The organism is Pseudomonas sp. TR47 (assembly GCF_044143025.1).
Lineage (GTDB): Bacteria > Pseudomonadota > Gammaproteobacteria > Pseudomonadales > Pseudomonadaceae > Aquipseudomonas > Aquipseudomonas putida_E.
The window spans coordinates 335,646-357,214 of sequence record NZ_JBHFCS010000001.1; the positions used below are offsets into that span (position 1 = coordinate 335,646).

The window sequence follows — 21,569 nt, forward strand, 5'->3', positions numbered from 1 at the left end:
TCAAGCGCTGCGGTTCATGCCCATTTCCATGTCGTTGATCAGTGCTTTGGCCATGGCACTGAGAATGCGTGCCGCACTGCCTGCGATCATGTTGCCTTCCATCTCGGCTTCCTCGCTCAAATGCCGGATACAACCGAGCAAGACCGACAGCTCGTCGAAAGCATGATCGAGCGGTATGCCCGGCTGGATGGCGTACAACTCGAGGAATGTTTCCTTGCCGGCTGTGCTGCGCGATTTCAGTTCATCACTCATGGATGATCTCCTTGCATCGCCATATGGGCGACAAGGACACGCAGCAGTTCAGTGAGAATGCCGAGGTTTTCCAGCAGCGCGTAGCGATGGTCTTCGGCTTCGGTGTCGAGGTAGAGCTGGCTGGTTTTGCAGAGGCAGTCCATCAGCGCAGCAGCGTGAGACCTGGCGTCTTCGGGGGAGAGGTCGGCGATGATTGTGATGTAAGGGATCGGGAATGAGTCCGGTGGATCGGGAACGATTTTTTTCATGATGACTTTCCTGAAGATGCTATTGGAAAGCGACCACCTTGTTCTTCTCACGGATTGGGTGGCAGCCGTACGCGAGGTGAGAAGACCGCGTCCAGGAACCGCGGCCCGGACCGAAGCCCGCACACGCACGGCTGCCATGAAAAATGGCATCCTGGATACAGCTGCGGCTTCTCACGGCCGCTCGCCGTTGTGGCGAACCGTGAAGTTATCGCTGAAACAGTTCCCCGCCTATCAGACGCCATCCGACAGAGGGCGTAGGATAATTCGTCATGGCTTCGCTCTTGAAGCATCTGGTTTCAGATTCAGAATCTTCTTACGAATCAAGGGGAGCAGAGGTATGAATCGGTCAGGGTCGCGGTAGGGCTACCAACTGCCCCCAACCTGTCAGCGCTGTCAGCCAGCTGTCACGCTGCCGACCCGGTCACAGCGCTATAAGCTTCAATAACCGCCCCCTCCTCTTGGCCAAGGTGCCCGCGCCGATGCGACGTCCTACCCGCCCTCTCCTGCTGGCCGCCACCGCCCTGCTCGCCCTTGCAGCACTGGGCATCTGGTATGGCCAGCGCCAGGAGGCGCCGGTTGCGCGCGCCCAAAGCGCCGTTCCGGTGCGCGTGGTCAGCGTTGCCCAGCAGGACGTGCCGCGCTACGCCAGCGCCATCGGCTCCGTGCTGTCGCTGCACAGCGTCGAAATAAAACCGCAGGTCGAAGGGGTGCTGACCCGGGTACTGGTCAAAGAGGGCCAGTGGGTCAAGCAAGGCGACCTGCTGGCCACCCTGGACGATCGCAGCATCCGCGCCAGCCTCGACCAGGCCCGCGCCCAGCTCGGCCAGAGCCAGGCTCAAATCCAGGTGGCCGGCGTCGACCTCAAGCGCTACCGCCTGCTCAGCAGCGATGACGGCGTGTCCAAGCAGACCCTCGACCAGCAACAGGCGCTGGTCAATCAGCTGCAAGCCACCGTAAAAGGCAACCAGGCCGCCATCGCCAATGCCGAAGTCCAGCTCTCCTACACGCAGATTCGCTCCCCCGTCACCGGGCGTGTCGGCATCCGCAACATCGACCCCGGCAACCTGGTGCGCGCCAGCGATACCCAGGGCCTGTTCAGCGTGACCCAGATCGACCCCATCGCGGTCGAGTTCTCCCTGCCGCAACAGATGCTGCCAACCCTGCAGGGCCTGCTGAAGGCGCCCACGCCCGCATTGGTGCAGGCCTACATGGACGCCGATGGCGAAAGCAACCTGCTGGGTGAAGGCCACCTGGCCCTGATCGACAACCAGATTTCGGCCAACACCGGCACGGTGCGGGTCAAGGCCGAGTTCGACAACAAGGACGGCCGGCTGTGGCCGGGGCAACTGGTGACCATCCGCTTGCGCACGGCCGTCCAGGAGAATGCCCTGGTGGTGCCGCCGCCAGTGGTGCAGCGCGGCGTCGACGGCCACTTCGTCTATCGCCTGGACGGTGACCAGGTCACCAGTGTGCCGGTCAAGGTGCTGTACCAGGACAGTGGGCTGAACATCATTGCCGGGGTCAAACCGGGCGAGCGTCTGGTGCTCGATGGCCAGTCGCGGCTCAAGCCCGGCTCGCGCGTGGAGGTCACCCCCAACGCACCGCCGCCGTCGGAAATGGCCGGCCGCCGGAGCCAGCCATGAATAGCCGCAACAGTGTGTCGGCCTGGTGCATCGACCACCCCATCGCCACGCTGCTGCTGGCTTTCGCGCTGGTGCTGTTGGGTGTCATCGCCTTTACCCGCTTGCCCGTGGCGCCCTTGCCGGAAGCTGACTTCCCGACCATCCAGGTCTCCGCGCAACTGCCTGGGGCCAGCCCGGAAACCATGGCCTCTTCGGTGGCCACGCCGCTGGAGGTGCAGTTCAGCGCCATCCCCGGCATGGCCCAGATGACCAGCAGCAGCGCACTGGGCTCGACCACCCTGATCCTGCAGTTCACCCTGGACAAGAACATCGACACCGCCGCCCAGGAGGTCCAGGCGGCCATCAACACGGCTACCTCACGCCTGCCCCAGGACCTGCCCAACCCGCCGACCTGGCGCAAGGTCAACCCGGCAGACAGCCCGGTACTGGTGCTCACCGTCAGCTCCGCACAGATGCCCGGCAACGACCTCAGCGACTATGCCGAAACCTTGCTGGCGCGCCAGTTGAGCCAGATCGAAGGGGTCGGCCTGATCAACATCACCGGCCAGTTGCGCCCGGCCATCCGTGTGCAGGCGCAGCCGGAAAAGCTCGCCGCCATGGGCCTTACGCTCGCCGACCTGCGCCAGGCCATCCAGCAGACCAGCCTGAACCTGGCAAAGGGCGCCCTGTATGGCGAGCACAGCGTGTCGACCATCGCCGCCAACGACCAACTGTTCCACCCCGAGGACTACGCCAGGCTGATTGTCTCTTACCGCGACGGCGCCCCCGTGCACCTGCAGGACGTGGCCAAGGTGATCAACGGCGCCGAGAATGCCTACGTCAAAGCCTGGTCCGGCAACCAGCCGGGCCTGAACCTTGTGGTGTTCCGCCAGCCTGGCGCCAACATCGTCGACACCGTGGACCGCGTGCTCGGTGCCCTGCCCAAGCTGCAGGAGATGCTGCCGGCCTCGGTCGAGGTGTCGGTGCTGCAGGACCGTACCCAGACCATCCGCGCGTCGCTGCATGAGGTGGAACTGACCCTGATCATCGCCGTGGCCCTGGTGATCGGGGTGATGGCGCTGTTCCTGCGCCAATGGTCGGCCACCCTGGTGGTGTCCAGTGTGCTGGGCGTATCGCTGATCGCCACCTGCGCGCTGATGTACGTCTTCGGTTTCAGCCTCAATAACCTGACCCTGGTGGCCATCGTCATTGCTGTCGGCTTTGTGGTGGACGACGCGATCGTGGTGGTGGAAAACATCCACCGCCATCTGGAAGCCGGCGAAGACAGCCGCACGGCGGCGCTCAAAGGGGCAGGCGAAATCGGCTTCACCGTGGTGTCGATCAGCTTCTCGCTGGTTGCCGCGTTCATTCCGCTGCTGTTCATGGGCGGCGTGGTGGGCCGGCTGTTCAAGGAGTTCGCCCTGACCGCGACAGCGACCATTCTGATTTCGGTGGTGGTGTCGCTGACCCTGGCGCCGACCCTGTGCGCGCTGTTCATGCGTCGCCCGCCCACGGAACATCACGGCGGCTTCGGGGACCGGCTGCTGAAGTGGTACGAAAAGGGCCTGGACCGGGCGCTGGCCCATCAGCGCCTGACCCTCGGCGTGTTCGGCCTGACCCTGGCCCTGGCGGTGGTCGGCTACGTGGCCATCCCCAAGGGTTTCTTCCCCCTGCAGGACACCGGTTTCATTCTCGGCACCACTGAAGCAGCAGCGGATGTGTCATACCCGTCGATGATCGACAAGCACCTGGCACTGGCGAAAATCATCGAAGCCGACCCCGCCGTGAGGGCCTTCTCCCATTCGGTAGGGGTTACCGGCAGCAACCAGACCATCGCCAACGGCCGTTTCTGGATCGCCCTCAAGCCCCGCGGCGAGCGCGATGTTTCAGCCAGCGAGCTGATCGACCGGCTGCGCCCGCAACTCGCGCAGGTGCCAGGCGTGGTGCTGTACATGCGGGCCGGCCAGGACATCAACCTCAGCTCCGGCCCGTCACGTACCCAGTACCAGTACGTGCTCAAGAGCAACGACGGCGTCGCCCTCAACCTGTGGACCCAACGCCTGACCGAGCGCCTGCGCGAAAACCCGGCGTTGCGCGACCTGTCCAACGACCTGCAACTGGGCGCCAGCGTTACCCGCATCGACATCGACCGCCAGGCTGCGGCCCGTTTCGGCCTGACCACCACCGACGTCGACCAGGCGCTGTACGATGCGTTCGGCCAGCGGCAGATCAGCGAATTCCAGACCGAGACCAACCAGTACAAGGTGATCCTGGAACTGGACGCGCAACAGCGCGGCAAGGCCGAAAGCCTGAATTTCTTCTACCTGCGCTCGCCCCTGAGCAACGAAATGGTGCCGCTGTCAGCCTTGGCGCATGTCGCCGCGCCCAGCACCGGGCCGCTGTCGATCAGCCATGATGGCCTGTTCCCGGCCGCCAACCTGTCGTTCAACCTGGCCCCCGGCGTGGCCTTGGGCGATGCGGTGGCGATCCTGGAACGCACCCAGCGCGAACTGGGCATGCCCGACTCGATCAGCGGCAACTTCCAGGGCGCGGCGCAGGCCTTCCAGAGTTCGCTGTCGAGCCAGCCGTGGCTGATCCTCGCCGCACTGGTGGCGGTGTACATCATCCTTGGGGTGCTCTACGAGAGCCTGGTGCACCCGCTGACCATCATCTCGACCCTGCCTTCGGCGGGCCTGGGCGCGTTGCTACTGCTGTGGGCCATGGGCAAGGACTTCAGCATCATGGGCCTGATCGGCGTGGTGCTGCTGATCGGCATCGTCAAGAAGAACGGCATCCTGCTCATCGATTTCGCCCTGGAAGCCCAGCGCCGCCATGGCCTGACGCCCGAGCAGGCGATTCACCAGGCCTGCCTGACGCGCTTTCGGCCGATCATCATGACCACCCTGGCCGCCCTGCTCGGCGCGGTGCCGCTGATGTTCGGCTTTGGCGCCGGTGCCGAGTTGCGCCAGCCGCTGGGTATCGCTGTGGTCGGCGGCCTGCTGGTCAGCCAGGCCCTGACGCTGTTCACCACCCCGGTCATATACTTGGCCCTGGAGCGCTTGTTCCATCGCCGCCAGGCCGCCAGTGCGGTCGTGCCGAGTACCCACTGAGACAAGACCATGCGTGTGCTGATCATCGAAGACGAAGAGAAAACCGCTGACTACCTGCATCGCGGCCTGAGCGAGCAAGGCTTTACTGTCGACCTGGCACGGGACGGCATCGACGGCCTGCACCTGGCGCTTGAAGGTGACTATGCGGTGATCGTGCTCGATGTGATGCTGCCGGGCCTGGATGGCTATGGCGTGCTGCGTGCCTTGCGTGCGCGCAAGCAGACGCCGGTGATCATGCTCACCGCCCGCGAGCGTGTCGAGGACCGCATCCACGGCCTGCGCGAAGGTGCCGACGATTACCTTGGCAAGCCGTTCTCCTTCCTTGAACTGGTCGCCCGCCTGCAGGCCCTGACCCGGCGCAGCGGCAGCCACGAGCCGCTGCAGGTGCAGGTCGGCGACCTGTGGATCGACCTGATGGCGCGCAAGGCCAGCCGCGGCGGCCAACGCCTGGACCTGACCGCCAAGGAGTTCTCGCTGCTCAGCGTGCTGGCCAGGCGCCAGGGCGAAATCCTCTCCAAGACCGCCATCGCCGAGCTGGTCTGGGACATCAACTTCGACAGCGATGCCAATGTCGTCGAAGTGGCCATCAAGCGCCTGCGCGCCAAGCTCGACGGGCCATTCGACAACAAGCTGCTGCATACCATCCGAGGCATGGGCTATGTCCTGGAAAACCGTGCCGGTTAACTCCATCGCACTGCGCCTGTCGGCGCTGTTCATCCTGGTGGCGATGGGCGTGTTCCTGTTGATCGGTTCGGCACTGTACCGCCAGGTCGACCACAGCCTGGACATGCTGCCGGCGGCCGAACTGGACGCCCGCTTCAGCGTGCTTGAATCCACCCTCAACCGCTTCGGCACACCGGAGCATTGGGCAAAGATCAGCAACAAGCTCAACCTGCTAAGCGAGGAAGACAAACGCATCCGCTTCTGGGTGGTCGGCAGCGACCCGGCGTTCGAATATGGCCACCCCAGCGAAAGGGTACGCGCATTCGCCGAAGGCCCGGAGGGGATGCGCGACCTGCGCCTGCCTGACCGGCCCTACCCTTACAAGGTGCTGGTCAGCGAGTTGCCGGCCCTGGCCGCTCGCCCGCCACTGCGCTTTCTGATCGCCATCGATACCGAGACCTTCTGGCAGGCCCAGCACAGCCTGCTGGTGGCCATCGTCGGGCTGGCGGTGCTCGGAGTGCTGCTGGCCTCGGTGCTCGGCTACTGGGTGGCGCGCATTGGCCTGCGCCCGTTGCTGGCGCTGTCCAACGAGGCGCAGGCCTTGGCCCCCCCGCGCCTGGATGGCCGCCTGCAAACTGTCAACCTGGCCCCGGAACTGGCGCAATTCGCCGGTGCTTTCAACGCGGCGCTCGACCGGGTCAGCCAAGCCTATTCGCAGCTGGAAGCGTTCAACGCCGACGTTGCCCACGAACTGCGCTCGCCGCTGACCAACCTGATCGGCCAGACCCAGGTCGCCCTCACCCGGGGGCGCAGCGCCGAACACTACTTCGAGGTGCTGCAATCGAACCTGGAAGAACTCGAACGCCTGCGCAGCATCATCAACGACATGCTGTTCCTCGCCAGCGCCGACCAGGGCAGCAAGGCCACCGCCCTGACCCAGGTATCGCTGGCCGACGAAGTGGCCACCACCCTCGATTACCTCGACTACATCCTCGAAGACGCCCAGGTCAGCGTCACTGTCAGCGGCGATGCCCAGGCCCCCATCGAAAAAGCCCAGCTGCGCCGCGCGTTGATCAACCTGCTGAACAATGCCGTGCAGCACACCGCGCCGCACCAGGTGATCCGCGTGCATATCGATGCCGGGCCGGAGCAGGTCAGCATTGCCGTGAGCAACCCCGGGCCGGCTATCGATGACGATCACCTGCCACTGCTGTTCGAGCGGTTCTACCGGGTGGATGCGGCGCGCAGCAACAGTGGCGGGGGCAACCATGGGTTGGGGCTGGCCATCGTCAAGGCGATTGCGCTGATGCACGGGGGTGAGGTTTTTGTGCGCAGCGAGGCAGGTGCCAACACCTTCGGCATTCGCCTGCCAAACGCTCAACTGCAGGGTTTTGCGGCCAAGGTCTAATGGTTTTCGCAGGGATAGTTACCTTTTGCGCAACAGTGCTTATCGCGCCAGGTGCTGTTTCCAAGGCAATGAAGAGACTAACTTTAGCCCTGTCTCCATTAGCACTTGCACCGCAAGAAGGTAGTTTCAACATGTCCAACAGTATGGGTATTGCCAGCGTTTTCGTTCTGTCTTCCCTGTTGTTGTCGCCCCTGGCCATGGCCGAAGAATCCCCGGCTTTCGTCGCCCGTAATGCACAGCTTGCCGCTGTTCACCAGGATGCCCGCGAGGCCGTCGCGCACAAGGCCGACGCAGGAAAAGATGCAGAACAGACAGCTTCCAAGGTTTCCCTCGACGCCAATGCCGAGAGCTGATCGCGCACCGCTGCCGCTCCCGTTTCCCCCCGGCTACACCATGGGCACCGCCGGTGCCGATATGTTAGCCTTTTAAAGCCGCTGCCGATCAGCGGCTTTTTTTATGTGCTTTGACGATCAGCCCGGCCGTTATTTCTCTAACAAGAAAGTTGCACATTCAAAAATAAAAACTGCCCCACCGTCAGATCAAAGGAGCTAGTACCGGTGCCTTCCGCGTTTCGTTTTACCCCGCTGTTCATTGCATTGACTGCAACGATGCCTTTCGCCGCCCAGGCAGATGAAGACAAGGCTGATGGCTTCATCGAAGGCTCGTCCTTCAACCTGCATTTTCGTAACGCCTACTTCAACCGCGACAACCACAACAGCGGCGTGCGCGACACCCGCGAGTGGGGCCAAGGCGCGGTTGCCCGCTTCGAGTCGGGCTACACGCCAGGCGTAATCGGCTTTGGCCTCGATGCGCACGCCATGCTGGGCTTGAAGCTCGATGGCGGTGGCGGCCATGCCGGCACCAGCATCCTGCCCAAGCACGTGAAGGACAACGGTGAACTGGGCGCCGCCCCGCACTCGTTCTCCACCGCAGGCGCGGCGGTCAAGCTCAAGGCCTTCGACACCGAACTCAAAGCCGGTGACCTGTTCCTTACCAACCCGGTGATCGCCGGCGGCGAAACCCGCATGCTGCCGCAGACCTTCCGTGGCGTCAGCCTGACCAACACCAGCATCGACGGCCTGCTGCTCGAAGGTGGCCAGGTCAGCTTCACCAAGCCGTACAACCAGAGCGGCCACCGCCGCATCGACACCTACTACGGCTCGCTGGATGAGCACGACAAAAGCAAGCATCTGAACTGGGCTGGCGCGTCGTGGAGCGGCACCGAGAACATCACTGCCAACCTTTACGCCGCCGAGCTGAAGGATATCTGGAACCAGTACTACGCAGATTTCGACTACACCTACGTGGTCAACGACCTGGTCAGCCTCAACCCGGGCGTGCACTTCTACCACACCCAGGACACCGGCCAGGCGTTGCTGGGCAAGATCGACAACAACACCTACAGCGTGCACTTCACCGTCAACGCCGGCTACCACAGCGTTACCGCCGCCTACCAGCGGGTCAATGGCGACACGCCGTTCGACTACATCAACCTGGGCGACAGCGTGTACCTGGACAACTCGCGCATGTACTCGGACTTCAACGCACCCAACGAGCGTTCGTGGAAGCTGCAGTACGGCTATGACTTCGCCGGGCTCGGCATGCCAGGGCTGAGCACCACCGTGTCGTACTCGCGTGGCGAGGCGGACCTGACCAAGGCTGACCAGAACAAAACCCACTACGACTACTACCGCGCCGATGGCAAGAACGCCCAGCACTGGGAACGTGACCTGGACGTGAAGTACGTGTTCCAGGAAGGCGACTTCAAGGACCTGTCGGTGCTGGTGCGCTATGCCGTACACCGCGGCAGCCAGGGGTATGCGTCGATCGACAACAACAGCGATAACGACGAATTGCGGGTGATCGTCGATTATCCGTTGAACGTGTTCTGACCTGGGACCGCAAGTCAGCCCCACACGGTGTGTGCAGACCGGTAGGCGCTGGCTTGCCGGCGATGGGCTGCACAGCAGCCCAATGCATGATTCCGTCGGACAAATCTTGTCCGACAATCACCACTTCCCTAAAATGTCGCCCGCCGCAACCGGCCCTGCCTCAGCAGTAGCGCGCATGCCCACTCGATTACCGCGTCTCGCACTCTACAGGTCGCACCCCGAGCTGATCCTCAATCTGGGCAGCTGCATCGCCGTGCTCGCTATCGTGGGCATCGTCAGTTATCTGTTGGGGCGCGAGCGCGAGAGTGTCGAGCAATCGGCCATCCGCTCCTCCAGCAATATCGTCCAGCTGATCGAAAGCGATATCCTGCGCAACGTCGAACTTTACGACCAATCCCTGCGCGGGCTGATCTGGGCCGTGCAGCATCCCGAACTGCTGCAGGTCGCCCCCAACCTGCGCCAACAGATCCTTTTCAACCAGACGTTCGCGGCGCCGGGGCGCGGCGATATTCTCTGGCTCAATGCCAATGGCGACGTCGTAGGCGACTCCACCAGTGTGATCCCGCGCCAGGCCAATTTCGCCGACGCCTTCGACTTTAGGGCCCATCGCCGCGACCCTGGCCTGGGCCTGTTGATCAGCCCACCGTTCAAGGCACGGCTCGGCGACCTCGACTGGTGCATCAGTTTCAGCCGGCGCATCTCCGCAGCCGACGGCAGCTTTGCCGGGCTGGCCGCCGGCGCCCTGCGCCTCTCCTATTTCAGTGAACTGTTCCAGCGCCTTGATATCGGCCATGAAAGCAGCATCAACCTGCTCAACCTCGACGGCCAGTTGCTCGCCCGCCAGCCGCGCCGCGATCAGGACCCGTTGGTCGGCACCAGCTTTGCCGACCGCCCCAACTTCAAACGCATCCTGGGCGAGCGCAGCGGCAGCTTTACAGCCCGCTCCAGCCTCTATGGCACCCAGCGCATGTACACCTTCGCCCGGGTCGCCGACCTGCCGTTGATCATACTGGTGGTGCATTCTGCCGATGAGGTGTTCCAGTCATGGCGCCGCACGGCGCTGGTGGTCAGTATCGCCACAGGCGTGCTGTGCATCGGCATTCTCTGGCTCACCCTGCTGCTGGGCCGCGAATTGCGCCGCAGGCATGAGGCCGAAGAGGGTCTGGCCACACTGGCAGCAACGGATAGCCTGACGGGGCTGGCCAACCGTCGCCGGCTGGATCAGGTGTTGCGCCAGGAGTGGGCGCGCGCCCAGCGCAACCGTAAGCCGTTGGCCGTGCTGATGGTGGATGTGGATCACTTCAAGGCATTCAACCAACGCCATGGTCACGCCGGCGGCGATCACGCGTTACGTGAAGTGGCCAAGACGATCGAGCAGTGCATACGACGCCCGGCAGACCTGGCGGCGCGGTATGGGGGGGAGGAGTTTCAGGTGGTGTTGCCGGAAACCGAACTGGCCGGTGCCCGTTTGCTGGCAGAGAGGATCCGGTCGCATGTCGAGGCGTTGGCACCTTTTGCCGATGATGTACACGCTGTGACGGTGAGCATCGGCATCAGCGTCCACACCCCCGGCACCCAACAAGACCTCGCGACCATGCTGGGTGCCGCGGATGAGGCGCTCTACCGGGCCAAGGCCAAAGGCCGAAACCGGGTAGAGGGCCCTGCGGATTAGGAGCGGGCGCGTGCGGCGTTGCGCAGTGCCTTCACCTGGTCGTGGTTACGCTGTACGCCCTGCAGTTGCTTTTCCACGAGCATATAGCTCGAATCACTGACGGAGCGGCCCAGCTTGACCAGCTTCTCACGCGCTTCCTTGTAGGCTTTGAGGGCATGGTCTTCACCGCGCTCTACTTCGTTGAGCACGGCCTCTTCATCCTTACCGGTAACCATCGACTTGAGGTTTACCCAGCCGCGGTGCAGGTCGCCGCTGACGCTGGTGGAGGTTTCCGGGTCGCCACCCAGGCGGCGCACTTCACTCTGCAGTTCGCCTGCTGCATTGGCGCATTCGCCAGCGCGCTGGACGAAGAACGCTTTGAGCTCCGGGTTTTTCACATCATCGGCCGACTCCTTGAACCCTTTCTCGCCGTCCTTGCTGTACTCGATCAGGTTGTTGAGCACGTCGATTACGTCTTTGTTGAGGTCGCTCATGGCTAAAACTCCTTGGCAGGTAATAGTCATGTAAACAGGAGCAGCCTTCGTGCCAAGCTTTCCATTGAATAAAATTACTTTAAAAACAATAGGTTAAAAAAATAACGCCTCGCTGGAAAACGGCGTTATGCATGATTGCCGCTTGGGCGCTCGTGCAGATTGCAGTATGGTCGGCGCACTTCCACTGCCAGGCACTGCCGATGAAACCGGAAACCCTTGAACTGCTGGTAATCCGCACCATGCCCTTCGGCAAATACCAAGGCCGGATCATTGCCGACCTGCCGGGTGACTACCTGGCATGGTTTGCGCGCAAGGGGTTTCCGGCGGGTGAGCTGGGTGGGTTGCTGGCGTTGATGCACGAGGTCGATCACAACGGCCTGGGAGATTTGCTGGTGCCGTTGCGGCAAAAGCATCGGCGCTGAGCCTGTTGCGGACTATCGCCGGCAAGCCGGCTTCCACAGGTACACCCATGGCCTTGAGAGCCGTGGGGTAACTGGGGAGCCGAATTGCCAGCGATGAGGCCAGTGATGATCGAACGCCCTAGCCCTTGGCCGGCGCCACGACCATTTCCACCCGTTCACTCTTCTTGATCAGCGCATACACCACCGCCGTCAGCAGGCTACCCGCGACAATGGCCAGCAGGTACAGCAGCGCATGGTTGATCGCATTGGGAATCAGCAGCACGAACAGCCCGCCATGGGGCGCCATCAGCTTGCAACCGAAATACATCGACAGCGCGCCGGTCAATGCGCCGCCGGCGATACTTGCCGGGATGACCCGCAGCGGGTCTTTGGCGGCGAACGGGATGGCGCCTTCGGAAATGAAGCACAAACCCAGCACCAGAGCGGCCTTGCCGGCCTCGCGCTCGCTCTGGGCGAACTTGCGCCGGGCCAGGAACGTGGCGATACCGAGGCCGATCGGCGGCACCATGCCGGCTGCCATGGTCGCCGCCATCGGCGCGTAGCTCGAGGATGCCAGCAGCCCTACCGAAAAGGCATAGGCCGCCTTGTTGATCGGCCCGCCCAGGTCGATGCACATCATGCCGCCAAGCAGCAGCCCGAGGAGGATGGCGTTGGTGGTGCCCATGCTGTCGAGAAACTGGGTCAGGCCTTCGAGCATGGCGGCCACCGGTTGGCCGACCACGTAGATCATCACCAGGCCTGTGAACAGGCTCGCCAGCAGCGGAATGATCAGGATCGGTTTGAGCGCATCGAGGCTGCTCGGCAGGCGTGCCCAGCGCGCAATGGCTTTGGCGCTGTAACCGGCGAGGAAGCCGGCGACGATACCGCCGATGAAACCGGCCCCCAGGGTGCTGGCCAGCAGGCCGCCGATCATGCCGGGCGCCAGGCCCGGGCGGTCGGCGATGGACCAGGCGATGTACCCCGCCAGCAACGGCACCATCAGCTTGAATGCGGCCTCGCCGCCGATCTGCATCAATGCAGCCGGCAGGGTGCCCGGTTCCTTGTAGGCTTCGATGCCAAAGACGAACGACAGGGCGATCAGCAAGCCGCCTGCCACCACCATCGGCAGCATGAAAGAAACACCGGTCAGCAAGTGTTTATAAACACCGGTTTTCTCGGCCTTGCCGGCACTTGAAGCGGCTGCAGCGTCACCTGCGCTTTCCACCTTGGCCTCGGCCAGGGCCTTGTCCAGCGTGGCGCGGGCTTGCTTGAGGGCGATGCCGGTACCGCAACGGTAGATCCGCTTGCCGGAAAAACGGGCCGTGGGCACTTCGATATCGGCGGCCAGCAGCACCACGTCGGCTTCGGCGATGGCCTGGGCCGACAGCGGGTTGCGCGCGCCAACCGAGCCTTGGGTTTCTACCGTCAGTTGATAGCCAAGCTGTTGCGCGGCCTGCTGCAACGCTTCGGCTGCCATGAACGTGTGCGCCACGCCAGTCGGGCAGGCGGTTACCGCGACGAGCTTGGCCGCAGCAGTGGCCAGGGGCTGTTCGGCTTGATGAGTATCGACCTGTACCTGGGCATTTGCGGCCGCCTCGTCGAGGAAACCTTCACGGTCGGCCAGCGCTTGCGCCGGTGTGCTCTGGAACAAACGCTTGCCCGCGAAGCGGGCCAGGTCAACCGGCCCAGTGCTGACAACCAGCACCCAGTCGGCATCAGCGATCTGCGCGGCGCTCAGCTGGCGGTCGGGATGCTCGGCATCCTGCACTTCCACGCAGGTTTTCCAGCCGCGGCGCTGGGCGGCAGCGGCCAGCAGGCGCGCGCTCAGCACGCTGGACACCTGGCCGTTGGGGCAGGCGGTGACAATGGCAATGTTCATCGGCGAGCCTCTTGTTGTTCTGTCAGTTGCACGGCGGCCTCCAGGCGCGCCAGTTGCTCGCGGTCACGGATACCGAAACCGACCTGGGTCACGGCCTGGGCGGCGATGGCTGTGGCGCGGCGCAGGGTCTGCGCAGGCGCTTCAGCCAGCAGCAGGCCGTGAACCATGCCCGCCACCAGCGAGTCGCCCGCGCCCACCGTGCTGGCAACCTGCACCTGCGGTGGCTGGGCGTGCAGCGCGTGGCCGGCTGTAAACCAGCTGACGCCCTGCTCCCCCGCCGACACCACAACGTGCTCGACACCGGTGGCCAGCAGTCGCTGGGCGGCAGCCTGCTGTTCGGCGGCGCTGTGCACGTCAAGGCCAAGCACTTCGCCCAGCTCTTCGGTGTTCGGCTTGACCAGCCAGGGGGCGCTCTGCAGGCCTGCGCGCAGGGCCGCACCGCTGCTGTCCAAGGCAACCTTCAGGCCTTGGCCCTTGAGCTGTTCGAGCAACCGGGCGAACCAGTCCGGGCTGATACCGCGTGGCAGGCTCCCAGCCACCACCACGGCGTCATGCCCGGGGGCCACCTGTTCAAGCAGGCGCATCAGGGCCTCACATGCGGCCTCATCGACCTGAGGGCCTTGGCCATTGATGTCGGTCACCCGGCCATCAGCCTCGACCAGTTTGAGGTTGCTGCGCGTCTCACCCGGTACACGCACGAAGCAATCGGCAAAGCCGCGCCATTCGATCAACGCCTCGAACGGTTGCAGGTTGCCCTGGCCAAGGAAACCACCGACGGTCACGCTGTGCCCCAGGTCGGCCAGTACCTGGGCCACGTTCAGCCCTTTGCCGGCGGCATGGCTGTGCTGGTCCTGGGCACGGTTGACGTGCCCGGGGCGCAGGGCATCGAGGCTGACGGTGATGTCCAGCGCCGGGTTCAGGGTCAGGGTAAGGATCTTGGCCATTCAGTAACGCTCCACCAGCGCGCGAACCGCTGCGGCGCTGTCTTGTTGCAGGGCCTCGCGCGCCAGGGCGCGGGCCGTCTGATGATCGGCCTGGCGAACCAGGGCCTTGACTTCGGCAACGCTGCGGGCGGCCACGCTCAGTTCGTCCACGTCCAGGCCCAGCAGCACCGCCACCGCCTGCGGGTCGGCGGCCAGTTCACCGCACACCCCTACCCACTTACCCTCGGCATGGGCAGCGCGCACGGTCATGTCGATCAGGCTCAGCACGGCCGGGTGCAGGCCGTCGGCCTGGGCCGACAGGCTGGGGTGGCCACGGTCGATGGCCAAGGTGTACTGGGTCAGGTCGTTGGTGCCGATACTGAAAAAGTCCACTTCGCGGGCCAATTGTGGCGCCAGCAAAGCGGCGGACGGCACTTCGACCATGATGCCCAGTTGCAGGTCGGCTACCGGAATTTCCTCGCGCAGGCGCTCGACCATCGCCCTCGCCTCCCGCCACTCATGCACCTGGCCGACCATCGGGAACATGATGCGCAACGGGCGCTGATCCGCGGCGCGCAGCAGGGCCCGGAGCTGGTCTTCCATGATCTGCGGGCGCTGCAAGGTCAGGCGCACGCCCCGCACACCGAGGAAGGGGTTTTCCTCGGCAGCGATCGGCCAGTAGGGCAACGGTTTGTCACCGCCCACATCGAGGGTGCGCACTACCAGTGGCCGCCCGCCCAGCCCATCGAGCACACGGCGGTATTCGGCTTCCTGGGTGGCGACATCCGGCGCCTGCGAGTGGGCCATGAAGATCAGCTCGGTGCGCAGCAGGCCGATACCTTCGGCGCCTTGCTCCACCACCTTGTCGATGCCGCCGCTCTGGCCGATGTTGGCGAATACTTCGACGGCATGGCCATCGCGGGTTACCGCTGGCTCATGACGGTTGGCCCAGGCTGCTTGCAGGCGCTGCTCGCGCAGGTCACGCTCGGCCAGCGCACGTTGCAACTCATCGGCTGGCGGGGCGACGCTGACTACGCCGCGCTGGCCATCGAGCAACAGCGGCGTACCTGGTTCAAGCAGCAGAATCGCCGCCCCCGCGCCGACCACCGCCGGGATGCCCAAGGCCCGCGCAACGATCGCGCTGTGAGCGGTTGCGCCGCCATGGGCGGTGACGATACCGGCAACCCGCGCCGGGTCCAGGCGGGCCACATCAGAGGGGCCGACTTCGCCCATCACCAGCACGTAAGGTTGCTCAGGCTCGGCCTGCGTCTGCACACCGCACAACTGCGCCAGCACCCGGCGGCCGATATCGCGCAGGTCGGCAGCACGCTCGGCGAGCAGCGCATCATGCAGCGCCTCTTGTTGGCGGGCCGCCGCTTCGATCACGGCCATCCACGCGGCGGCGGCGCTTTCACCCTGGGCCAGACGCAGTTCGACATCGTCGGCCAGTGCAGGGTCGGCGAGCATTTCCTGATGGGTGACGAAGATCTCGCCGACGGCCTTGTCGCTGCGCTGCACCAGGGCCTGCAGCTCGGCGTTCACCGTCTCCAGTGCCCGGCGCAGCTTGACCCGCTCCTGCGCTGGCGATTCGCCACGCAGCGGATAATCGATGTCACGCTCGACGCAGACATGCGCGGGCCCACTGGCAATGCCGGGGGCCGCAGCCACGGCCTGGATACGGCTACCGGCAGCCGGCGCCTGCAACACCTCGACGGGCGCTGGGTTCACCGCAGCCGCAGTTTTCGGCAATGGCTCAACGTCCTCACCCAAGCCCTGCTCGATTGCCGTCAGCAGTACCGGCAAGGCATCACCGGCAATGGACGGCTCGGCCAGCAGCTCCAGTTCCTGGCCACGGCGTGCGCCAAGGCTGAGCAGCTTGCTCAGGCTCTTGACCGAAACCGCAGGTTGCGCGCTGTCCAGCACACGCAGGCGGATTTCGCCCTCAAAACCCTTGGCCAACTGCGCCAGGATTTTTGCCGGGCGGGCGTGCAGGCCATGTGGGTTGGCCAGCACGAAACGAGCGCAGGGCCAGTCGGGAGCGGTCTCACCACCCAGCACCTCAAGTACCGCGCGGCTGCTGGTGGCCTGGTAAAGCGTTTGCCCGCGCCCCTCGATCAGTACCTCGCACAGGCGCTCGAGCAGCGCCTGGTGGGCAGCGCCGAGGCTGGCCAGGCAAAACAGGCCATTGAGTGGCTGGTCGCGGTAGCGCAGCGGCTGCTGCGGGGTGACGAAGGCCAAGCCTGGCTGACGTACCTGCCGCTCGCTGTGCAGCCACCAGAGCCCCTCGCCCAGGGGCAAGGGCTCGGCCTGCTGCAGCACCGCGGCAAAACCATTGTCGACACACCCGGCACGCTGCAACAGGCGGGCACCGCGCCAGGCCAACTCGTCGAAGTCTTCGGCGGGCAGGTTCAAGCTGACCAGTTGCGCATCCAGCGCCAGCGCCTGGGGTGCGCCCTGCAGCAGCTTGAGCAGCGCTTCGGCGGAACTGGCACGGCGCAGGGCTTCGGCCAGGTCGGTCTCGCCCAGGGCACGGGTCAGCAACTGCAGCAAACGCAAGTGCTCGTCGGAGCGTGCGGCAATGCCGATGGCCAGGTAGACGATCTGGCCGTCCCCCCAGTCCACGCCTTCAGGAAACTGCAGCAAACGCACGCCAGTGGCATACACCAGGTCGCGGGTCTGCGGCGTGCCGTGGGGGATGGCGATGCCTTGGCCGAGGAATGTAGAACCTTGCGCTTCGCGCGCCTGCAGGCCCTGCAGGTACCCTTCGGCGACCAGGCCGTCAGCGACCAGTCGATCCGCCAGCAGGCGCAGAGCCTGGCCTTTGTCGACGGCCGTCTGGCCCATGGCTATCTGCTCTTTGGCGAGCTCGAGCATGACCTTCTCCTTTTGCAGCCCCTGCGCGCACTTTTGCACCGGGTACTGAGGTATTGTTGTGAAATTCACGTATTCAGCCAGTCAACGGCCTTGCACGAGCGGCAGGGAAGGCAGAAAAATTAATAGCTGAAACGTTTAATCTGACCAAGCGGCCACGTTACTCGATAATCTTCCGGGGAAAAAGCCCCATCCTGTCGGACAATTGCGACAATGGTCGTCTGCGCGTGGTGGCCGGCCCGGGTCAAACTGCCCGGTCTGGTTGTACAGCCCGCCCCGGTAATAACAAGGAAAATTCGGTGAAACTCAGCGATATCGCCCGTCTGGCTGGTGTGTCCGTGACCACTGCCAGCTACGTCATCAATGGCAAGGCCGAACAGCAGCGCATCAGCAACAGCACCGTCGAGCGGGTGCGTGCGGTGGTCGAGGCCCACGGCTTCACGCCCAACCCCCAGGCTGCGGGCCTGCGCAGCCGGCATACCCGCACCTTGGGCTTCATTCTGCCGGACCTGGAAAACCCCAGCTACGCGCGCATTGCCAAGCAGCTGGAGCAAGGCGCCCGCGCCCGTGGCTATCAACTGCTGATCGCCAGCAGCGATGACAGGCCCGACAGTGAGCGCCAACTGCAGCAGCTGTTCCGGGCCCGGCGTTGCGATGCCCTGTTCGTCGCCAGTTGCCTGCCCCCCGAAGATGACAGCTACCGCGAACTGCAGGACAAGGGCCTGCCGGTTATCGCCATCGACCGGCGCCTGAACCCGGCACACTTTTGTTCGGTCATCAGCGATGATCGCGATGCCAGCCGCCAGTTGGCCGATAGCCTGCTGGCCACGGCACCGCGCAGCATCGCACTGATCGGCGCGCGCCCGGAGCTGTCGGTCAGCCAGGCCCGCGCAGGCGGCTTCGACGAAGCCATGCAGGGTTTTGCCGGGGACGTGCGCCGTTATCAAGGCGAGGCATTCAGCCGCGAATGCGGCCAGCGCTTGATGCAGCAGTTGATCGACGAGCTGGGCGGCCTGCCGGATGCCTTGGTCACGACGTCCTACGTGCTGCTGCAAGGCGTGTTCGACACCCTGCAGGCGCGCCCGGCCGATTCGCGCCTGCTGCACCTGGGCACCTTCGGTGACAACCAGTTGCTCGATTTTCTGCCGCTGCCGGTCAACGCCATGGCCCAGCAACATGGCCTGATCGCCGCCACCGCCCTGGAACTTGCCTTGGCGGCCATCGAGGACAAACGCTACGAACCCGGCGTGCATGCCATCGGTCGAACCTTCAAGCAACGTATTACTGTGGCCTGAACATGCGCCTGATCGACACTCACACCCACCTGGACTTCCCCGACTTCGATGCCGACCGCACGCGCCTGCTGGCTGACGCGGCAGGGCGTGGGGTGGAGCGCATGGTAGTGCTGGGGGTTTATCAGGCCAATTTCCAGCGGGTGTGGGACCTGGCCTGCAGCGATGAGCGCGTGCGCGCAGCGCTTGGGCTGCATCCGATCTACCTGGAGCAGCACCGCCCCGAGCACCTGGTGCAGTTGCGCCAATGGCTTGAACGCCTGCAGGGCGATCCGCGGCTGTGCGCCGTGGGCGAGTTCGGCCTGGACTACTACGTCGAGACGCTGGACAAGGCGCGCCAGCAAGCGCTGTTCGAAGCACAATTGCAGATGGCTTGTGACTTCGAACTGCCCGCCCTGCTCCACGTGCGCCGCAGCCATGCCCAGGTGATTGCCACACTCAAGCGCTACAAGCCGGCGCGGGCCGGGATCATCCACGCGTTCGCGGGCAGTTATGAAGAGGCGCGCGAGTACATCAAGCTTGGTTTCCGGCTCGGGCTGGGTGGTGCCGGGACCTGGCCGCAGGCAGTGCGCTTGCGCAAGACCCTGCCGCGCCTGCCGCTGGAAAGCATCGTGCTGGAAACCGACGCCCCGGACATGGCGCCGGCGATGTTTGCCGGTGAGCGAAACAGCCCGGAGCATCTACCGGAGATTGCCGGGGCATTGGCTGAGGTAATGGGCATTGATGTGCACGTGTTGGCCGAGGCCAGCAGCAAGAACGCCTGTGAGTTGTTTGGCTGGTAGTTCTGGCTAAACCCTGAACGCCCCGATCAACCGTTTCAACTCTACCACCTGCTCCGACAATGCCCGGCTGGCATCCTCGGCCTGGCAAGCCCCCACCGAGGTGTCCTGTGCCGCCTGGTTGATCGCCACGATGTTCTGGTCGATGTCATGGGCCACCGCCGTCTGCTGCTCTACCGCCGCCGCTATCTGCTGGTTCTGCTCGACAATGCCGCCAACCGCGCCAAGGATGTTGCCCAGCGCCTGCTGCACCTGGCGTGCCTCCTCGACCGTGCCCGCCGCCATCTGATGGCTACTGCCCATGGCGCGAACCGCTGCCCCGACACCGTCCTGCAAACGCTGGATCATCTGCGCTATCTGCGCGGTGGAATCCTGGGTGCGCTTGGCCAAGGTACGCACTTCATCAGCGACCACGGCAAACCCCCGGCCTTGCTCACCGGCCCGAGCTGCCTCGATTGCAGCGTTGAGTGCCAGCAGGTTGGTCTGCTCGGCGATACTGCGGATCACCTCCAGGACTTGGCTGATCGCCTGGCTGTCGTCAGCCAGCTGATTGATCGCCAGCACCGTCTGGTCGATTTCGGCTGCCAGCCGGCCAATGCTGCCCTGCTGCTCTTGCACCAACGTGCGGCCATTGGCACTTTCGTGGTTGACCTGCTGCGCACCATCGGCGGCCAATGCAGCGCTGCGCGCCACTTCCTGCGCAGTGGCGCTCATCTGGTTCATCGCCGTGGCGACCTGCTCGATCTGTTCACGCTGGCCGCTGACTGACTGGCTGCTGCGTGCCGATACCGCCAGTACCTGCCCGGCCTGCGCTTCGACCGCCACAACGGTGTGGCCGACCTGCTCGATCAGGCAACGTATACGGCGCACGGTTTCGCTGAAGCCCTGGGCCAGTTCGCCCAGTTCGTCGCGGCTGCGGGCCTTGAAACTGACCGTCATGTCACCGGCCGCCACCTTGTCCATCGCGCCCCCCAGCTTGCGCAGGGTCGTGCGGATCGATACATAGAAGCCCCCGTAGAGGTAAAGGATCAGCGCGAAAACGCCCGCCAGTACGGCCCCCAAGGCGACCATGCGCAGGCGCTGCTGGCCAAGACGCTCCTGCAACTGCAGGTGCAGATGCCCAAGGACTTGTTCGTTCAGTTGGTAGGTGTGAGCCATCAGCTCACTCACCTGTCGATAGAAGGCGGGCCAGGGCGCATCAAGGGTTTCAGCGACCACCACACGCTCCTCGAACAACGCGGCGGCTTGCTTGACGGAAAGCTTGCTGGCCTGTGCCGCGGCGATCATGTCGGCAGGGACGCCGGGGTCACTGGCCAGGGCTTCATCCACCCGCATGCCATAGTCCGCCGCCAAACGCTCCAGGCGTTGCAGCAGGTCTTCGAAGCGGACGCTACCGGATGAGTCGATGAACCCTCGGCCAAGCGCGATGGCGCCCATCGTCCTGCCCTCGCCCAAGGCCAGGGTCACCTGGGCGGTGGCAGTGCCGAGCAGTTCGCTCAACTGGCGCACCGAAACCTGGCTGTCCTGGCTCAGACCGGACTGGCTGGCCACCAGTTTGCTCAGCACCTGTGCTTGAGCCAGCAGCTTGTCGAACAGGGCGACCTTGGCCTGCAAGGACGTTTCGGCCTGGGCGCTGGCAAAAGCGCCAGCCAGCTCGTCCAGCTTGGCCTGGGGAACCGACTCATGGCCCTGCAGGGCCTGCACCTGTGCCTGGACCTTGTCCTGCAACGCAGCGATGCGTGACTCCAGGTCGCCGGCCTGGCCCGACTGCCCGAGCACGGCATTGATCTGCATGAGGTTGCCGAGGGCTTCCAGGTCGGTGCGCAATGCCAAGCTGCCGCTAAGCGGGGTAATACCCTGCAATTGGGCACGGGTTGCCTGAAACTGCTGATAGGCGTCGCGCACCAGGTAGCTGCTGGTGGCGAGCATGGGCAGGAAGAACAGGGCGCTGATGAGGCTGAACTTCTGGCCGAAGCTCAGCCGGTTCATCAGTGCGATTGCCGGGTAGAGCAGACGCTTCACGGGGCACCTCCTTGGATTCTTGTTGTTCTGCGAGGGGTAGCACTAGGCCACCTGTATAGCGC

General features: G+C 64.3%; 17 protein-coding genes. 10 read left to right on the forward strand and 7 right to left on the reverse strand.

What is annotated here, in order from left to right; translation table 11 throughout:
- The gene (locus tag ACEWE8_RS01545) at nt 1–252 is read right to left on the reverse strand and encodes a DUF3077 domain-containing protein (RefSeq protein WP_012316194.1); all 252 of its coding nucleotides are present in this window, start codon (nt 250–252) and stop codon (nt 1–3) included.
- Nucleotides 249–500, reverse strand: coding sequence for a hypothetical protein (locus ACEWE8_RS01550; RefSeq protein WP_042111742.1), 252 nt, complete (start codon nt 498–500; stop codon nt 249–251). Before ACEWE8_RS01550 ends, ACEWE8_RS01545 begins: the two co-directional genes overlap by 4 nt.
- Nucleotides 501–979: 479 nt before the next feature.
- On the opposite strand from ACEWE8_RS01550, the gene ACEWE8_RS01555 reads away from it, so the two are divergent.
- The 7 genes from ACEWE8_RS01555 (at nt 980) to ACEWE8_RS01585 (ending at nt 10,867) form a co-directional block, all read left to right on the forward strand.
- On the forward strand, nt 980–2,143 hold the full coding sequence (locus ACEWE8_RS01555) for an efflux RND transporter periplasmic adaptor subunit (RefSeq protein WP_046784511.1): 1,164 nt from the start codon (nt 980–982) through the stop codon (nt 2,141–2,143).
- Nucleotides 2,140–5,232 carry a multidrug efflux RND transporter permease subunit gene (locus ACEWE8_RS01560; RefSeq protein ID WP_046784512.1) on the forward strand — a complete coding sequence of 1,031 codons (3,093 nt, stop codon included), beginning with the start codon at nt 2,140–2,142 and terminating at the stop codon, nt 5,230–5,232. The genes ACEWE8_RS01555 and ACEWE8_RS01560 overlap by 4 nt, the downstream gene beginning before the upstream one ends.
- A 9-nt stretch (nt 5,233–5,241) precedes the next feature.
- Nucleotides 5,242–5,916, forward strand: coding sequence for a heavy metal response regulator transcription factor (locus tag ACEWE8_RS01565; RefSeq protein WP_012316198.1), 675 nt, complete (start codon nt 5,242–5,244; stop codon nt 5,914–5,916).
- The gene (locus ACEWE8_RS01570; RefSeq protein ID WP_046784513.1) at nt 5,891–7,303 is read left to right on the forward strand and encodes a heavy metal sensor histidine kinase; all 1,413 of its coding nucleotides are present in this window, start codon (nt 5,891–5,893) and stop codon (nt 7,301–7,303) included. Before ACEWE8_RS01565 ends, ACEWE8_RS01570 begins: the two co-directional genes overlap by 26 nt.
- Nucleotides 7,304–7,434: 131 nt before the next feature.
- Complete coding sequence (locus tag ACEWE8_RS01575) at nt 7,435–7,656, forward strand: hypothetical protein (protein WP_046784514.1); 222 nt, start codon at nt 7,435–7,437, stop codon at nt 7,654–7,656.
- Between the two features lie 204 nt (nt 7,657–7,860).
- Nucleotides 7,861–9,195: an OprD family porin gene (locus tag ACEWE8_RS01580; RefSeq protein WP_046784515.1), complete on the forward strand. Its 1,335-nt coding sequence runs from the start codon at nt 7,861–7,863 to the stop codon at nt 9,193–9,195.
- Nucleotides 9,196–9,370: 175 nt separating this feature from the next.
- On the forward strand, nt 9,371–10,867 hold the full coding sequence (locus ACEWE8_RS01585; RefSeq protein ID WP_046784516.1) for a sensor domain-containing diguanylate cyclase: 1,497 nt from the start codon (nt 9,371–9,373) through the stop codon (nt 10,865–10,867).
- On the opposite strand, the gene ACEWE8_RS01590 is transcribed toward ACEWE8_RS01585, so the two are convergent.
- Nucleotides 10,864–11,340, reverse strand: coding sequence for a PA2169 family four-helix-bundle protein (locus tag ACEWE8_RS01590; RefSeq protein WP_046784517.1), 477 nt, complete (start codon nt 11,338–11,340; stop codon nt 10,864–10,866). The two genes, ACEWE8_RS01585 and ACEWE8_RS01590, sit on opposite strands and share 4 nt — an antisense overlap.
- 200 nt (nt 11,341–11,540) lie before the next feature.
- Between ACEWE8_RS01590 and ACEWE8_RS01595 the strand changes: the two genes are divergently transcribed.
- A complete protein-coding gene (locus ACEWE8_RS01595; protein ID WP_012316204.1) occupies nt 11,541–11,762 on the forward strand; it encodes a DUF3820 family protein in 222 nt (73 codons plus the stop codon).
- Between the two features lie 118 nt (nt 11,763–11,880).
- Here ACEWE8_RS01595 and ACEWE8_RS01600 read toward each other — a convergent pair whose 3' ends face one another.
- Genes ACEWE8_RS01600 through ptsP form a run of 3 tightly spaced genes read right to left on the reverse strand, consistent with a single transcriptional unit; the run spans nt 11,881 to nt 17,417 of the window.
- The gene (locus ACEWE8_RS01600; RefSeq protein WP_046784518.1) at nt 11,881–13,620 is read right to left on the reverse strand and encodes a PTS fructose-like transporter subunit IIB; all 1,740 of its coding nucleotides are present in this window, start codon (nt 13,618–13,620) and stop codon (nt 11,881–11,883) included.
- Nucleotides 13,617–14,564 (reverse strand): 1-phosphofructokinase, encoded by a 948-nt coding sequence (gene pfkB, locus ACEWE8_RS01605; RefSeq protein ID WP_046784519.1) that lies wholly within the window; start codon nt 14,562–14,564, stop codon nt 13,617–13,619. The genes ACEWE8_RS01600 and pfkB overlap by 4 nt, the downstream gene beginning before the upstream one ends.
- Nucleotides 14,565–17,417 carry a phosphoenolpyruvate--protein phosphotransferase gene (gene ptsP, locus ACEWE8_RS01610; RefSeq protein WP_046784520.1) on the reverse strand — a complete coding sequence of 951 codons (2,853 nt, stop codon included), beginning with the start codon at nt 17,415–17,417 and terminating at the stop codon, nt 14,565–14,567.
- Nucleotides 17,418–17,713: 296 nt separating this feature from the next.
- On the opposite strand from ptsP, the gene cra reads away from it, so the two are divergent.
- The gene (gene cra / locus ACEWE8_RS01615; protein WP_012316208.1) at nt 17,714–18,709 is read left to right on the forward strand and encodes a catabolite repressor/activator; all 996 of its coding nucleotides are present in this window, start codon (nt 17,714–17,716) and stop codon (nt 18,707–18,709) included.
- A gap of 2 nt (nt 18,710–18,711) precedes the next feature.
- Entirely contained in the window at nt 18,712–19,488 is a 777-nt protein-coding gene (locus ACEWE8_RS01620; RefSeq protein ID WP_046784521.1) for a TatD family hydrolase, read from the forward strand.
- 6 nt (nt 19,489–19,494) lie between these two features.
- On the opposite strand, the gene ACEWE8_RS01625 is transcribed toward ACEWE8_RS01620, so the two are convergent.
- Nucleotides 19,495–21,507, reverse strand: coding sequence for a methyl-accepting chemotaxis protein (locus ACEWE8_RS01625; RefSeq protein WP_046784522.1), 2,013 nt, complete (start codon nt 21,505–21,507; stop codon nt 19,495–19,497).
- Nucleotides 21,508–21,569: the final 62 nt, after the last annotated feature.

What these genes read in the sequence shown, in the direction of transcription:
- ACEWE8_RS01545 (WP_012316194.1), bottom strand. Translation starts at nt 252, where the DNA reads ATGAGTGATGAACTGAAATCGCGCAGCACAGCCGGCAAGGAAACATTC.
- ACEWE8_RS01550 (WP_042111742.1), bottom strand. Translation starts at nt 500, where the DNA reads ATGAAAAAAATCGTTCCCGATCCACCGGACTCATTCCCGATCCCTTAC.
- ACEWE8_RS01555 (WP_046784511.1), top strand. Translation starts at nt 980, where the DNA reads ATGCGACGTCCTACCCGCCCTCTCCTGCTGGCCGCCACCGCCCTGCTC.
- ACEWE8_RS01560 (WP_046784512.1), top strand. Translation starts at nt 2,140, where the DNA reads ATGAATAGCCGCAACAGTGTGTCGGCCTGGTGCATCGACCACCCCATC.
- ACEWE8_RS01565 (WP_012316198.1), top strand. Translation starts at nt 5,242, where the DNA reads ATGCGTGTGCTGATCATCGAAGACGAAGAGAAAACCGCTGACTACCTG.
- ACEWE8_RS01570 (WP_046784513.1), top strand. Translation starts at nt 5,891, where the DNA reads ATGTCCTGGAAAACCGTGCCGGTTAACTCCATCGCACTGCGCCTGTCG.
- ACEWE8_RS01575 (WP_046784514.1), top strand. Translation starts at nt 7,435, where the DNA reads ATGTCCAACAGTATGGGTATTGCCAGCGTTTTCGTTCTGTCTTCCCTG.
- ACEWE8_RS01585 (WP_046784516.1), top strand. Translation starts at nt 9,371, where the DNA reads ATGCCCACTCGATTACCGCGTCTCGCACTCTACAGGTCGCACCCCGAG.
- ACEWE8_RS01590 (WP_046784517.1), bottom strand. Translation starts at nt 11,340, where the DNA reads ATGAGCGACCTCAACAAAGACGTAATCGACGTGCTCAACAACCTGATC.
- ACEWE8_RS01595 (WP_012316204.1), top strand. Translation starts at nt 11,541, where the DNA reads ATGAAACCGGAAACCCTTGAACTGCTGGTAATCCGCACCATGCCCTTC.
- ACEWE8_RS01600 (WP_046784518.1), bottom strand. Translation starts at nt 13,620, where the DNA reads ATGAACATTGCCATTGTCACCGCCTGCCCCAACGGCCAGGTGTCCAGC.
- pfkB (WP_046784519.1), bottom strand. Translation starts at nt 14,564, where the DNA reads ATGGCCAAGATCCTTACCCTGACCCTGAACCCGGCGCTGGACATCACC.
- ptsP (WP_046784520.1), bottom strand. Translation starts at nt 17,417, where the DNA reads ATGCTCGAGCTCGCCAAAGAGCAGATAGCCATGGGCCAGACGGCCGTC.
- ACEWE8_RS01620 (WP_046784521.1), top strand. Translation starts at nt 18,712, where the DNA reads ATGCGCCTGATCGACACTCACACCCACCTGGACTTCCCCGACTTCGAT.